The following is a 14,253-nucleotide window of genomic DNA, read 5'->3' on the forward strand; positions in this document are numbered from 1 at the left end:
CCGCCGGCCCGCGCACCGCCGCGCACCGGCGCCCGACTGCGCCCGCCGCCGCCCGACTGCACAGGGGGTGCGCAGGATGCCGGGCTACAGTGGAGAGCGGATCCCCGACCGGATCCCCGGACGACGGATCAGTACCCGGTGAGCGACAAGACTGGCCAGGAGCACAGTCATGGCGTGGGTCATCCTCATCCTTTCCGGCGTTCTCGAGGCCGTATGGGCCACTGCCCTCGGCAAGTCCGAGGGCTTCACCAAGCTCTGGCCGAGCATCATCTTCGGCGTCACCCTCCTGCTGAGCATGGGCGGACTGGCGCTGGCGATGCGCGAGATCTCGACCGGCACCGCTTACGCGGTCTGGGTCGGGATCGGGGCATCCCTCACCGTCGCATACGCGATGATCACGGGCGACGAGGCGTTCTCGATCGTGAAGATGCTGCTCATTCTCGGCCTCGTCGGCTGCGTCGTCGGCCTGAAGGTCGTCGGTCACGAGTAGCAGGCGAGCGGATGCCGCGGCATCCGAAATCTCACCTTCAACGTGACGTCGATATGACTTCGCGATGAACTCTTGACGACGTCGGCGGGCTGAGTAGATTCAGTCCTGCGAAGAGAAAACGGAGACGAAAGGAACCCGCAAGGGAACCCGACACAGAGACCACAGATCGCAGAATGATCGCCCCGAGGCTTCGGCTTCGGGGCGATCTTCGTTGTGCCCGGCGGCGGGTGCTGCGCCGGTCCCGGCGCATAACTCCTGCAGTTTGCGGCGCGTCCGCGTCGACACGCCGACGTGGCCGATGCTGCGGTGGGGGATCTTCGTTGTGCCCGGCGGCGGGTTCGGCGCTGGTCCAGGCGCGTAACTCCTGCAGTTTGCGGCGCGTCCGCGTCGACACGCCGACGTGGCCGGCGTCGCGGGGCCAGGTTGCAGGAGTTATGCGCCGGGGGCGGATGCTGCGCCGGGGGCGGATGCTGCGCCTGTCCAGGCGCGTAACTCCTGCAGTTTGCGGCGCGTCCGCGTCGACACGCCGACGTGGCCGGCGTCGCGGGGCCAGGTTGCAGGAGTTATGCGCCGGGGTGGCTGTTCTGACCGCGCCGCCTAGGCTCGGGACATGGACTCCCGCACTCTGACGGACGGCGCCGTGCTGCGCACCGCGCGCCCGGGCGACGAGCCCGGCATCCTCGCGTGCATCCAGGGCCTCGCCGATTACGAGCGTGAGCCCGACGCGGTGGACAACACCGTCGATGCGCTGAGCGAGAGCCTGTTCGGCGCCGATCCGCGAGTGTTCACGCACGTGGTCGAGCGCGACGGCGAGATCGTCGGCATCGCGATGTGGTTCGTGTCGTACTCGACCTGGACCGGCCGGCACGGCATCTGGCTCGAGGACCTCTTCGTCTACGGCGCGGAGCGTGGCCGCGGCTACGGCAAGGCGCTCCTCGCTTCGCTGGCCGAGGTGTGCGTCGAGCGCGGATACTCCCGCCTGGAGTGGACCGTCCTGGACTGGAACGCCCCGTCGATCGCGTTCTACCGTGCGATCGGCGCCGAGCCGATGGAGGAGTGGACCACGCAGCGCCTCACCGGCACCGCCCTCGAAGCCCTGGCCGCCTCGCGCTGACCCCGCCGCCCGCGGGCGCCCTGCAGCACCGTTCGGCCCGCGCGCGCCAAGACCGCTGCCGTTCCCGACGAGCGCGCCACCTCTTTCGTGTAGCGCGTGCAGGAAACGGCAGCGCTCGACGCGCCCCCCGCCGCGGCACGCCGGCCCGCGACCCCCCGCCCCCGCCCCGCGCGCCACCTCTTTCGTGTAGCGCGTGCAGGAAACGGCAGCGCTCGACGCGCCCCCCGCCGCGGCACGCCGGCCCACGACCCCACGCCCCCGCCCCCGGCACCCCGCCCCGCGCGCCGCGGCACCCCCCAACCGGACCACCCCCGCCCGCGACCCCACGCCCCCGCCCCCGCCCCGCCCCGCCCCCGCCCCCCGCCCCGGCATGCCGGCCGGGCGCGGCATCCGAAGAATTCCGGTATTCAGTGTTGCCAAGTACCGGTACTCAGTGTTACCGTCTAGTGGTAGTCAGCGACACAGAGTAGAGGAGGTGGGCGATGGGCAATCAGATGACCGAGATGCTGAAGGGCACTCTGGAGGGCATCGTGCTCGCCGTACTGGCAGGCAGGCCCGCGTACGGGTACGAGATCACCGCGCAGCTGCGCGATCAGGGATTCTCCGACCTCGTCGAGGGCACCGTCTACGCCCTGCTGGTGCGGGTCGAGCAGAAGGGTCTCGTGGACGTGGAGAAGGTCCCGTCCGAGAAGGGACCGCCCCGCAAGGTGTACACGCTGAACGCGCAGGGTCGCGAACAGCTCGAAGAGTTCTGGGGGACGTGGAGCTTCCTCTCCGAACGGATCGATCAGCTCCGCACGAACCACACCGAAGGAGACAACTGACATGGCCGCCAAATGGTACGAACTGGTCACCGGATCGCTTTCCGACAAGAAGGCGTACCGGCAGTACAGGGCCCGCATCGCCGCGCTGCCCGAGCCCTACAAGACTGCCGCGAACGCGTTCGAGCGCTACTTCATGTACAACGGCGGCATCACCGACGGCGACCCCGCGACCATGATCACGATGCTCAACGACTTCGCTGATCTGTGGGAGCGCGCGGCCGCTGACGAGACTCCGGTCGCCGACATCGTGGGCGACGATCCGGTCGAGTTCGCCGAGGCCTTCGCCGCCGCCTACTCGGGCAAGCGCTGGATCGACAAGGAGCGCAACCGCCTCACCGACACCATCAAGGGTCTCGACGGAAAGGAAGAGCGATGACCACCGCGGCCATCTCCGTGCAGGGCGTCGAGAAGGCGTTCAAGGACCTGAAGGTGCTGCGCGGTGTCGACTTCGACGTCGAACGCGGGAGCATCTTCGCGCTGCTCGGCTCGAACGGCGCCGGCAAGACGACGCTGGTGCGAATCCTGTCGACACTGCTCGGATCGGATGCCGGCACCGCCACCGTCAACGGGTTCGACGTCGCCGCCAGCCCGGGCGACGTGCGTCAGTCGATCAGCCTCACCGGGCAGTTCGCCGCCGTCGACGAGGTGCTGTCGGGGCGCGAGAACCTCGTGCTCGTGGCGCAGCTGCGCCACCTCAAGAACCCGGGTGCGATCGCGGACGAGCTGCTCGCCCGGTTCTCGCTCACCGAGGCCGGCGGCCGCAGGGCCGCCACCTACTCGGGCGGCATGCGGCGCCGGCTCGACATCGCGATGAGCCTCATCGGCGACCCGCCGATCGTGTTCCTCGACGAGCCGACCACCGGACTCGACCCGCAGGCGCGCATCGAGGTCTGGCAGACCGTGAAGCAGCTCGCCAAGAACGGCACCACCGTGCTGCTCACCACGCAGTACCTCGACGAGGCCGAGCAGCTCGCCGATCGCATCGCGATCCTGCACCGGGGAACGATCATCCAGAACGGGACCCTCGACGAACTGAAGAAGCTGCTCCCGCCTGCGACGGTGGAGTACGTCGAGAAGCAGCCCACCCTCGAAGAGGTCTTCCTCGCCCTCGTCGGCGAGGATGACCCGGCCCAGAAGGAGCTCTCATGACCACGCACGCGATCGGCGACACCGCCGTTCTCACCGGTCGGTCTCTGCGGCACATCCTGCGCAGCCCCGACACGATCATCACCACCGCCGTCACGCCGATCGCGCTGATGCTGCTGTTCACCTACGTGTTCGGCGGGGCGATCGACCTGGGCTCGCAGTCGTCGTACATCGATTACATGCTGCCCGGCATCCTGCTCATCACGATCGCGTCGGGCATCGCATACACCGCGTACCGGCTATTCCTCGACATGCAGGGCGGCATCTTCGAGCGCTTCCAGTCGATGCCGATCGCGCGATCGAGCGTGCTGTGGGCGCATGTCTTCACATCGCTCGTGGCGATCCTCGTCTCGATCGCCGTCGTGATCGGGGTCGCCCTGATCATGGGATTCCGCACCGGGGCCTCGGTGCTCGTCTGGCTGGCAGTGATCGGCATCCTGGTGCTGTTCACCCTGGCGCTGACGTGGGTCGCGGTGATCGCGGGACTCTCGGCCAAGACGGTCGACGGCGCGAGCGCCTTCAGCTATCCGCTGATCTTTCTTCCGTTCATCAGCTCCGCCTTCGTGCCGACCGACTCGATGCCCGCACCGGTGGCGTGGTTCGCCGAGAACCAGCCGGTCACGTCGATCGTCGACACGATGCGCGCGCTGTTCGCGGGGGAGCCGGTCGGCACCGAGATCTGGGTGGCGCTCGCGTGGCTCGTCGCGATCCTGGTGGTCGCGTACGGCTTCGCGGTCGCGATCTACCGGCGCAAGATGCGCTGACTCCGCAGCGGCAGAACCCCCGCAGCGAGGCCGCACCCGCGGCATCCGATGGCCATCGACCGGCAGACCAGCCGGCCGGTGGCCATCACGCTGCGGTGGGGACTAGGTTGACGGCGGGTTCCGTCGGGTGTCGAGTTCCGCTCACCGGGGGAGTGAGCGCGGCGCGGGGTGGTCGTCCCCCCGCGCGTGCCGCCGCACGGATCGCGCGGCCACGGCCGTGACGATCGCGATGATCGCGAGTGCACCCAGCCAGATCCAGACGTTGGTCTCGATCCCGAGGACGGACTGCTGAGCCGAGCCGCACTCCGAGGTGCCCGTCTCGTCGGCATCGGAGCACCAGCCGAGCGTGATCAGCGGCGCGAACAGCACGGACGCGACGACGCCCGCCGCGATCCCCGTCCAGATGATCGCGCTGATCTTCCATCGTCGCTGTGCTGCCACGGTCTCATTCAACCTGTTCGCGGGTGCACCGTCGAACGAGCTCGCGCGGAGGCGCGGCGCATAACTCCTGCACTCTCGCGCCACGCGCCCCCTTCCCGGCCGGATCGGGGGCATGCGGCCGGGTTTTGCAGGAGTTATGCGCCCGAACCGACGCCGACCAGTCCACGCGTGCGCAAGAGGCACGGTCCACAGAGCGGCGGATGCTGGTGGGATGGGGTGTGCCGAACGAACTCGTCTTCTCCTCCGACTCGTCGACGATGGACGTCGACCTCGTTCACCGGTGGCTGTCCGAACAGGCCTACTGGGCGCTCGGACGCACGCGTGAGACCCACGAACGGGCGATGGCGGGCTCCCGCAACTACGGGGTGTTCGACGCCGAGACGCGGGAGCAGCTCGCGTATGCGCGGGCGATCACCGACGGCGCGACGTTCGCGTGGATCGCGGACGTCTTCGTCGACCCATCCGCTCGCGGCCGGGGTGTCGGCATCCGGATCATGCAGGGGATCGTCGACGACCTCGAACCCCTCGGCCTCAAGCGCACGGCGCTGTTCACCGAAGACGCGCACACCCTGTACGAGAAGTTCGGGTTCCAGCGGCTCACCGATCCCGAAGGCTGGATGCTGCGCTGGGGCACCGGGTTCGCACCGGCCGCGTCGGAGGTGGCTCCGCAGGTCGCCGGCTCGCCGCTCCGCGACTGACCCGGCGCTGCGAGCGGATGCCGGGACGTCACGTGGTCCCGCGCCACGGCGTGAACCGCGGCCACCACCCCGGCACGTTGCTGCGGTATTCGAGGTACTGCTCGCCGTAGGTGCGGGTGAGCGTCGGCTCCTCGTAGCCCCTGACGAAGGCGAAGACCGCGGCGAAGACGATCACGGCGTAGACCAGCACGCCCCAGCTGCCGAAGAGCAGCGCCTGGCCGAGGATGATCGCGAGCACCGCGAGGTACATCGGGTTGCGGACGAAGCGGTACACACCCGTCACGACGAGCGTCTCGGTCGGCGCGACGGGGGCCGGCGTTCCCTGGTGCAGCGCGAACAGCGCGAAGGCGGAGAGCAGGAACGCCATCCCGAGGGCGATGAGGATCCACGCGACCGGCACGATGATCCAGGCAGCACTGCCCCAGTCGTGCCAGGTCCAGCCGGTGAGGAGCCAGGGGATGAGGCCGGCGACGATCCCGGGCGCGAGAAGGAGGAAGACGATCGTCCCGATCCACGCGCGTGCCTGCGCGGCTGCCCCGGCCATGCGCGACACGCTAGCCCGGTTCGCTCGGCGGTGCGAGACGCATCGCCCTCGATCCCGGCCCGGGGTACGCGATCGGCGGTAGCGTCGGGTGATGAGCTCACGCGCGGGTGCGATGGCCGGCTGGCGCACGGTGGCGCGGTGGATGCTGGTGCTGCTGCTCGCCGCAGCGGGTGCGTCGCATCTGTCGTGGGGGAGGCGGGGCTACCGCATCGTGGTGCCGGACTGGTCGACGCGCCTCACGGGTCTCAGCAAGGACGCGATCGTGGTCGGATCGGGCGTGGCCGAGCTGGCGCTCGCCGGCGCGGTCGCCACGATGCCCCGGGAGCGGAGCGTCGGCTGGCTCGTCGCGGCGTTCTTCGTCGCCGTCTTCCCGGGGAACGTGCACCAGTGGCGCACAGGACGTTCGGCGCCGATGCTCCGCACCGACCGCGCCCGATTCGTCCGGCTGTTGCTGCAGCCGGTGCTGGTCGTGTGGGCGGTGTGGAGCACGCGGTAGCAGCCGCGTCGAGGAGCGCACATCGCGGGGTGGGGCGGAGAGTGGATGCCGCGGCATCCGGAATCACCACCCTGCGGGCCGCGCGATCGCCGTACTTCGCGCGATATGCGGCCTCGACCACGGCGGCACCGCGGAGGATTCCACACTCGGCGCCAGGCGGTCGGGGAACCGCTTCCCATCTGGCAGGGTGGAACCGTGCGCGCGGACGCCGCCGCCCGCCTTGTGCCTGAAGGAGTCGCCCATGGAGGTCGCCGGAGTCATCGGCATCCTGACCATCGTCGGTATCGCGGTCGTCGCCGTGATCATCGTCGGACTGATCACGCTGCTGTTCGCCCGAAGCTGGATCAAGGTCGCGCGCGCCGACGAGGCGCTGGTCATCTCGGGACGCAAGCAGAAGGTGCAGAGCACCGTGATCGGCGTCGACGGCTCCAGCCGGTCCGAGATGTCGGAGTCGCCCGTCACGGTGATCGTCAACGGCAAGTCCCTGGTCAACCCGATCACCCAGCGGCACGAGATCATCTCGCTGCGCTCGCGGCAGGTGTCGCTGAACGCCGAAGCCCAGTCGCTCGACAACGTCACCCTGAACGTCGATGGAGTGGCGATCGTCAAGATCGGCTCCGACCCGCTGTTCGTCCGCCGCGCGGCCGAGCGCTTCGCGTCGCAGGACAAGGCGATCGAGCAGTTCACGACCGAGCAGCTCGAGGGTGCCCTTCGCGGCATCGTCGCGACCCTCTCGGTGGTTGAGCTCATGCGGGAGCGCAAGAAGTTCTCCGACCAGATCGCCGCCGATGTCTCGCACGAGCTCGCCGAGCAGGGCCTCATCCTCGACTCGTTCCAGATCAAGGGCATCACCGACGCCGTGGGCTACATCCGGTCGCTCGGTGCGCCCGAGATCCAGGCGAAGCGGCAGTCGGCCGAGATCGCGCAGACGAACGCCGACCGCGCGATCAACCAGAAGATCATCGCCAACCAGGAGGCGAACCTCGTCGAGCAGACCGCGCTCGACACCAACACAGCGAACGCCAACGCCGGCGTCGGCCGTGCGCGTGCCGAGGCTGAGAAGGCCGAGGAGCTCGCGCGGGCCAAGGCCGAGCAGGCGGTGCTCCAGCAGCAGGCCGAGAACAAGCAGGCTCAGCTGGATGCCGACGTCAAGCGCGTCGCCGATGCACAGCGATACGAGGCCGAGACCCGCGCCCAGGCCGAGCTCTACACGCGAGAGCGCTCCGCCGAGGCCGCCGCGATCGAGCAGGTCAAGCAGGCCGAAGCCCGCACCCGTATCGCCGAGCAGCAGGCCGAGGCCGACAAGGCCCGCGCCGCCGGTGAGGCCACGGCAGCCGAGGCGAAGGCCGCGGGTGAGGCGGCGGCACTGCGCTCGCTCGCCGATGCCGAGGCATCCGCTCGCCGTCTTCGCGCCCAGGCCGAGGCCGACGCGATCCGTGCCGAGGGTGAGGCCCGCGCGCGTGCGCTCGAGGCCGAGGCCGAGGCGATCGCGTCGAACCAGGAGGCCTTCCTCTCGCAGCGCGTGCTCGACGTTCTGCCGTCGATCATGGCCGAGTTCGCCAAGGGCTACGCCGCGATCGGCAACGTCTCGATCATCGGCGGGTCCGACGACGGCGCCACCGGCGTCATCGGAGGCGACAGCGCCAAGGCGATGCGGTCGGTCTTCGACAGCGTGGAGGCGGCCACTGGGCTCGACCTCGCCGCGATCATCCAGGGTCAGGCCGTCGGCCGCGGCATCGGCGCCGGAATCTCCGACGTCGCGACGGCGAAGGCGACCTCGTCGGATGGCGCTGCGTCCGGTCGTGCGAAGAAGGCACCGCGCGCGGCGGCGAACGGCGAGGTCGCGGCACCCGAGACCGCGCAGTAGCGGGGCGCCGCTCGGCCCACGCGGGTCCGGGCGGCGCGACAGCGGAGGGCTGTTGCTCTGCGCCCCCAGCGCCCTATCATCTGGCTCAGGGACAAGCTTCGTCCGGCGTCCCATCTCTGGGGTTGGGGGGACGGCGTTGGATGACCTTGTCGTGATCGTGCCCGGCATCCTGGGCTCGACGCTCCACAAGAACGGCGTGCCGGCCTGGGAGCGCTCGGCGGGAGCGGTCGTGAATGCCGTGCGCACGTTCGGTCGCAGCATCCGGGATCTGCAACTGCCGGAAGGGATCGGTGACGCGGCTCCGGACGACGGAGTCGAGCCGGTCGAGATCATGCCCGACTTCCACGTTCTGCCCGGCGTGTGGACCCCTGCCCGCGGCTACTCGAGGGTCATCGAATGGGCGGCGGCGACGCTCCATGCGATTCCGAGCACCGACGACCGGGCGGGGAGCCTGATGCTCTTCCCCTACGACTGGCGACTGTCGAACCGATACAACGGCGAGCGTCTCGCCCGCGAGGTCGAGCGGTCGCTGTCGCGATGGCGCGACTCGCATCGCTCGCGCCGCGATGCGCAGGTGGTCTTCCTCTGCCACTCGATGGGCGGGCTGGTGGCCCGTTGGGCGATCCAGCAGTGCGGCCTCGCCGAGGTCACGAAGCGCCTCGTGACGATCGGCACGCCCCATCGCGGCTCGGTGAACGCGCTCACGCAGTTGGTGAACGGCATTCGCAAGGGTCCGGCGCCGTTCGCGCTCGACCTGACTCAGTTCGCGCGGAGTCTCCCGTCGCTGCATCAGCTGCTGCCGCAGTACGCGTGCATGGATGCCGGAGCCGGCCTTCGCCGAGTCGACGAGACCCCGCTGCCCGACCTGTCGTCCGCGATGATCGCCGACGCGGTGCAGTTTCATCGGTCGCTCGACGCAGACGCTCAGTGGTGGAGCCGAGGATTCCGGTTCCTGCCGGTGCATGGTCAGAAGCAGGACACCGCGACCACCGCGTCGCTGATGAACGGCGCGATCGTCGCGCATTCGACGATCAAGGAGCGCAACGAGTGGGGCGACGGGACGGTTCCGACCCTCGCGGCGACCCCGATCGGATACCCGGTGGACGGCGACGCTGTGTTCCATGTCACGGACCAGCACGGGAGTCTGACCGGGAACAGCGGGCTGCTCGACCACCTCGAGGGGGTTCTGACGGCGAATCCGGTCCAGCACATGGGGCCGCCCCGAGTTGCGATCAGCGTGAGCGCCGAACCGGTGATCGAGGCGGGGAGCGACATCCGGGTCACCGTCGCGGTGCCGGACGGCGAGACTGTACCGCTCGAGGCGGTTCTGAACCGCCCGGGCGGCGCGAGGGTCCGAACCGAGCGGCTGCTCGCCACGAACGGCACGATGAGCGCGGCCTTTCGCTCCCCGGACGCCGGGGGGTATGAGATCGTCGTGCGCGGCGCGACACCATCGGCGCGTTCGGTCGTCAGCGAGGTCACCGCCTCCACCTTCGTCTGGGACGAGCAATGAGCGGCGAGATGCAGACGGGCCCGCACGCCCGGTTCATCGGAGTCGGAGTCTCGTCCTACGACGACACGCACTTCGACGAACTGCCGGACGTCGCGAACGAGATCGAGGAGTTCGCCCGGATCCTGACCTCCCTCGGCGTCGAGTCGATCGTGGTTCCCGGGCTGGGCGAGTACGACATTCATCAGCGCCTGAACGAGACGCTCGTTCCCGGGGCGACGCCCGATCCATCGTCGCTCGTCATCATCTGGACGGGGCACGCGGATCTCCCTCCGGTCGGCGGGCTGCGGCTGGTCGCGAAGGACTCGGTGCCTGAGCGGCAGGCCCTCCTGTCGCCCGCGCAAGTCGTCGGCGCGGCGCTCGCGACGGGCGCGGGTCAGATCCTCGTCGTCTTCGACACCTGCTACTCCGGAGCAGGAGCGATGCGGGCGCTCGCGACGGCGGATGAATGGAGCCAGAACGCGGGCCCGACGACGCCCCGCAACTGGATCGGCTACGTCAGCTCCGCGATGCATTGGGAGCAGGCGAAGAGCGGCCGCCTCGCGGGTGAGCTGCGTCGCATTCTGCGCGAGGGCGCGCGCGGCGACTCCGACGACGTCACCTTCCTCTGGAGCGAGCACAAGCAATGGGTGACAGGCAGCGACATCATTTCGACGCTCCAGGCCGAATGGCCCGACGCCGACACGCAGACGCCGCTGTTCGTGCAATCCGGCTGGTCCCGTGCCTTGATCCCGAACCCCCGTTTCGCACGCGGTGCGCCACCCCGTGTCGTCGCGCACCTCCTCAAGGCCGCACGCGGGGGCTCGACCGAGGACGAGACCTGGTACTTCAGCGGCCGCCACCGGATCGTCGAGCACGTCGTGGGATGGCTCTCGCATACGCCGTCGGGTGTGCTGGTCGTCACCGGCCCGGCGGGGAGCGGGAAGTCGGCGGTGCTGGGACTTCTCGCGTCGCTGTCGAATCCCGGGGAGCGCGAGGTCCTCCTCGCCCAGCGTGACATCGACTACCCCGACCCAGGCGTGGGGAGCATCGATGCCGTCGTCTACGCGCGAGGGGCGACCGTCGATGACATCGCGAGCCAACTGGACGAACAGTTGTTCGGCAAGGGGCGGAAGCAGAAGGCGCCGCGATCGGTAGCGGAATTCATGACGAGGCTGAAGAGCATCGACGAGCCTCCCGCCGTGATCATCGACGGCCTCGATGAGGCGGTCGACGTGGCTGAGATCATCAACACGCTCATCAACCCACTGAGCTTGCAAGCGCGAGTTCTGATCGGAACACGGTCGATCCCTTCGGCGGACGGTGATCTCCTCACCCGCATGCAGCCGGATCCCGCGAGCGTGCTCGACGTCGTCGAGATGTCGAACGATGAGGACGACATCAGAGAGTACGTGGAGCGCCGACTTCGCGCTGTCGACGCACCGCAGATGGATGTCGAGGCCGTCGCGGCGGCTGTCGCGACCCACGCGATGGACGACGCCGACGGTCGATTCCTGCTCGCCTACCTCGAGACCACTGAGCTTCGTCGTCGACCCGTCGACACCTCTGTGGAGGGCTGGGCGCAGGCTCTGAGCGTCAACCTTTCGACCGGAGTCGATGACGCACTCAGCGGGCTGGACGAGCTCACGCGTGACGGCCTTCCCATCGCGGGCGGCATGCGGACTCTGCTCTCGGCGTTGGCATGGGGCGCCGGCTCGGGTCTGCCGGCGGACGTGTGGAGCCTGATAGCGAATGCGCTGTCGGACGACGCGCCTTTCGAGCTTCGCGACGTGTATCGCGTCCTGAGCATCGCGAGCGCGTACATCGTGGAGGCGGGCGCGTTCGGCGACGCCGTCTACCGCCTTGCGCACGCGATCCTCGCCGAGCGACTTCGCGACCGAGGCACGGAGAGCAGCGATGCGCCACTCCGAATCGCTCGAGCGCTCGCCGATGCGTTCCTCGCGCTCGGTCCAACCGTTGCGGAGGACAGCCCCTACCTGAGGCAGAACCTGTGGCGGCACTGCGCAGACGCCCTACTCCCCGGGATCGAGATCCTCGAGGCGGTGGCCGGCCGATCGGATCTCGACTTCCGCGAGGATCTCGCGAAGGCGAACGCCCACGTTGCCCGCGCGCTCTCCGAATCGGGAAGCCCTCACGACGCTGTTCGCCTTGGTGAGACCGCCGAAGCGCTGTTCACTGAACTCGCCGAAGAGAATCCGGACAACTACCTGCAACTCGCGGCCGTGCTTCTGTCCTCCGGCGCAACTCAGTTCGTCCTCGAGGACACGCGGGCCGCCGAATCCATACTCGAACGAGCGGTCCGGCTCATTCGGGCGATCGTCGACGTGGACGAAAGCTATAGCCCCGCTCTTGTCAGTGCGCTTCGCGCGCTCGCCGGGGCACAAGTCGGCAACGAGGATCTGGCGGGCGCGAGTGAGAGCTTCGGGGAGGCGGCGGCGGTCCTCGAGCGCCTCGCGGCGAGCGATCGGGCCAGTGCGCGAGCATACGCGGACACGCTGATCGATCTGGGTCGTACGCTCAACGAGGCGCACGGCTACGAGTCTGCGGCGAAAGCGATCGAAAAGGCGATCGCGGTCATACTGGACCTCGACTCTGAGTCGGTGAGCAGCGGACGCGCCCTCGCTGTCAGTCGGTCAGAGCTGGCTCGTGCCTATTTCGCACTTGATCGGCCATCCGACGGGCTCGAGCAATCCGAGCGCGTTGTCGATTTCTACGCGAGTCTCGGCGATCGCGGAAACGTCGCGGACGGGATGTCACTGTTCTCGGCGCGGCTGGACCTCGCGGTCGGATACATGCGAGTGGAAGATCTCGCGAAGGCCGCTGAGGTGCTGGACGCCCTTATCGATCAGGCCGGCGACCCTCCGTACGCGAATGAGATCGTGCGACGCGCGATGCGGGATGTGCTCATTCCGCGAGCTCTCATCCTCATCGCTCAGGGTGAGGATGCTCGCGCCCTGGGGTTTCTGATGCCGGCGATGGCACTGCTACGCGACGCCGACGAAGACGACCGCGCGCGACGAAAACTTGCTGATGCACTGGTGACCGCGGCGGGAATCCACGCACGGAGCGACCGCCCGGCCGAGGCGATCGGGGCGTTGCAGGAATCACTGGGCCTGATGTCCACCCTTCCCGTCGACGAGGCGTCGCACCTCGAGCAGGTCGTGGACGCACTTCGCCTCCAGGGCGAGTTGTTCGAGGCCGCCGAGGGTCCGTGTCCTCCCATCCCGCCGATGTCCGCTGTCCTCTCGAATGCTCGCACCCTGACCGCTAGCCACCCCGCCCTTCAAGACACCTACGCGAGCCTTCTGGCAGCGGTCGTCAAGACCCGTGAGTCGGGGCAGCAGCCGCCTGACGCGGAGGTCGCTGGCGCGCTCGACGAGCTGGACGATCTCGCGGCACGACAACCCTCCGTCAGGTCGTCGCTCGTGCAAGCGCAGTTGGCGATTGTGCAGCGAGAGATTCGATTGTCGCAACTCGCCAGCGCCGTTCCACGCATGCAACGGATTGCGTCCGTTACGCGGGAGCTCGCGGCGGAAGACCCAGAACGGTTCGGCGCACTGAGTTCACAGCTCTCGACGACCGCGGGCTTCTTCGCAGCCGTAGCCTGGGCCTGGGACGACGCCATTGTCTGGCTGACGGAGGCCATCGAGGTTCTGCGCGGATTGGCTGTGACGGACGAGTCGCAGTTGCCCGCGCTGGCCACGGCGCTTGCAACCCTTGCCGGGGGGCTCGACGAGACCGGTCGGACTGACGAAGCCCTCCACGTCGCCGAGGAGTCGCTGGCGATACAGCAGGATGCATTCGCGCGGGGTCTGGAGGTCAAGCCGGTCGACCTCGTCGTGTCGCGGTTCTCCGTGGCGTCGTTTGAAGTCGCGCTCGGACTGCCCGGGGACGGCGAGGCGCGCGCTCGCGCCGCAGTCGCGGAGCTTCGCGAGGCATGGCAGACTGACCCGGCCGTGCGGGCCTCTATCGCCGGTCCGCTCAACGAGCTCGGTCGGCTTCTCGTGGACTCCGACGAGGCGATCGGCTGGCTTGAAGAGTCGGTCGAGCTCCTGCGTGAGGAACTGATCGGGGAAGTGAATCTCCGTACGGTCTATCTGGTGGCGTCGCTGAACCTCGCCGGCGGATATGTTGCGCACGGGAGAATGGAAGAGGGGCTTCGCGTTGCTCTCGACGCCATCGAGTTCGCACGCGAATGGCACCTTCCACCTGTGACCGCGTTGAGTGACCTGAGACAGCTGCGACACCTCGCCGACCGTGTCGAGGCGAGCGCGCACGGTCAGGCCCTCGACGCATGGGGCCCGGTGCTGGTCGCGGCGGGACGGAGGGGCTGGCCTGCGGAGGAATAGGCCTTGCGCC

At 68.8% G+C, this 14,253-nt stretch carries 13 protein-coding genes and 1 riboswitch; of the genes, 11 read left to right on the top strand and 2 right to left on the bottom strand.

Going from position 1 to position 14,253, the window contains the following annotated elements; translation table 11 throughout:
* Positions 1–95: 95 nt before the first annotated feature.
* Positions 96–160: riboswitch (guanidine-III (ykkC-III) riboswitch) on the top strand.
* Between the two features lie 9 nt (positions 161–169).
* The 6 genes from OL358_RS10845 to OL358_RS10870 all read left to right on the top strand — a co-directional run bounded on the left by OL358_RS10845 (position 170) and on the right by OL358_RS10870 (position 4,338).
* Positions 170–490, top strand: a complete 321-nt coding sequence (locus tag OL358_RS10845; RefSeq protein WP_264709982.1) for a DMT family transporter — start codon at positions 170–172, stop codon at positions 488–490.
* A gap of 610 nt (positions 491–1,100) precedes the next feature.
* Positions 1,101–1,604 (top strand): GNAT family N-acetyltransferase, encoded by a 504-nt coding sequence (locus OL358_RS10850; RefSeq protein ID WP_264709983.1) that lies wholly within the window; start codon positions 1,101–1,103, stop codon positions 1,602–1,604.
* 482 nt (positions 1,605–2,086) lie between these two features.
* Positions 2,087–2,428 carry a PadR family transcriptional regulator gene (locus OL358_RS10855; RefSeq protein WP_264709984.1) on the top strand — a complete coding sequence of 114 codons (342 nt, stop codon included), beginning with the start codon at positions 2,087–2,089 and terminating at the stop codon, positions 2,426–2,428.
* Between the two features lies 1 nt (position 2,429).
* Positions 2,430–2,804 carry a DUF1048 domain-containing protein gene (locus tag OL358_RS10860; RefSeq protein WP_264709985.1) on the top strand — a complete coding sequence of 125 codons (375 nt, stop codon included), beginning with the start codon at positions 2,430–2,432 and terminating at the stop codon, positions 2,802–2,804.
* The gene (locus OL358_RS10865; protein ID WP_264709986.1) at positions 2,801–3,577 is read left to right on the top strand and encodes an ABC transporter ATP-binding protein; all 777 of its coding nucleotides are present in this window, start codon (positions 2,801–2,803) and stop codon (positions 3,575–3,577) included. The genes OL358_RS10860 and OL358_RS10865 overlap by 4 nt, the downstream gene beginning before the upstream one ends.
* Entirely contained in the window at positions 3,574–4,338 is a 765-nt protein-coding gene (locus OL358_RS10870; RefSeq protein ID WP_264709987.1) for an ABC transporter permease, read from the top strand. The genes OL358_RS10865 and OL358_RS10870 overlap by 4 nt, the downstream gene beginning before the upstream one ends.
* Positions 4,339–4,479: 141 nt before the next feature.
* Here OL358_RS10870 and OL358_RS10875 read toward each other — a convergent pair whose 3' ends face one another.
* Entirely contained in the window at positions 4,480–4,779 is a 300-nt protein-coding gene (locus OL358_RS10875) for a hypothetical protein (protein ID WP_264709988.1), read from the bottom strand.
* A 218-nt stretch (positions 4,780–4,997) separates the two neighbouring features.
* On the opposite strand from OL358_RS10875, the gene OL358_RS10880 reads away from it, so the two are divergent.
* Positions 4,998–5,477 carry a GNAT family N-acetyltransferase gene (locus OL358_RS10880; RefSeq protein WP_264709989.1) on the top strand — a complete coding sequence of 160 codons (480 nt, stop codon included), beginning with the start codon at positions 4,998–5,000 and terminating at the stop codon, positions 5,475–5,477.
* Positions 5,478–5,505: 28 nt separating this feature from the next.
* Here OL358_RS10880 and OL358_RS10885 read toward each other — a convergent pair whose 3' ends face one another.
* Positions 5,506–6,021, bottom strand: coding sequence for a methyltransferase family protein (locus tag OL358_RS10885; RefSeq protein ID WP_264709990.1), 516 nt, complete (start codon positions 6,019–6,021; stop codon positions 5,506–5,508).
* Between the two features lie 91 nt (positions 6,022–6,112).
* Between OL358_RS10885 and OL358_RS10890 the strand changes: the two genes are divergently transcribed.
* From OL358_RS10890 to OL358_RS10905, 4 genes are all read left to right on the top strand, one after another.
* A complete protein-coding gene (locus tag OL358_RS10890) occupies positions 6,113–6,517 on the top strand; it encodes a hypothetical protein (RefSeq protein WP_264709991.1) in 405 nt (134 codons plus the stop codon).
* Positions 6,518–6,758: 241 nt separating this feature from the next.
* A complete protein-coding gene (locus OL358_RS10895; protein ID WP_264709992.1) occupies positions 6,759–8,384 on the top strand; it encodes an SPFH domain-containing protein in 1,626 nt (541 codons plus the stop codon).
* A gap of 136 nt (positions 8,385–8,520) precedes the next feature.
* Positions 8,521–9,897: a lipase/acyltransferase domain-containing protein gene (locus OL358_RS10900; protein ID WP_264709993.1), complete on the top strand. Its 1,377-nt coding sequence runs from the start codon at positions 8,521–8,523 to the stop codon at positions 9,895–9,897.
* On the top strand, positions 9,894–14,243 hold the full coding sequence (locus OL358_RS10905; protein ID WP_264709994.1) for a hypothetical protein: 4,350 nt from the start codon (positions 9,894–9,896) through the stop codon (positions 14,241–14,243). Before OL358_RS10900 ends, OL358_RS10905 begins: the two co-directional genes overlap by 4 nt.
* Positions 14,244–14,253 lie beyond the last annotated feature (10 nt).

The organism is Microbacterium sp. SSM24 (assembly GCF_025989145.1).
GTDB lineage: Bacteria > Actinomycetota > Actinomycetes > Actinomycetales > Microbacteriaceae > Microbacterium.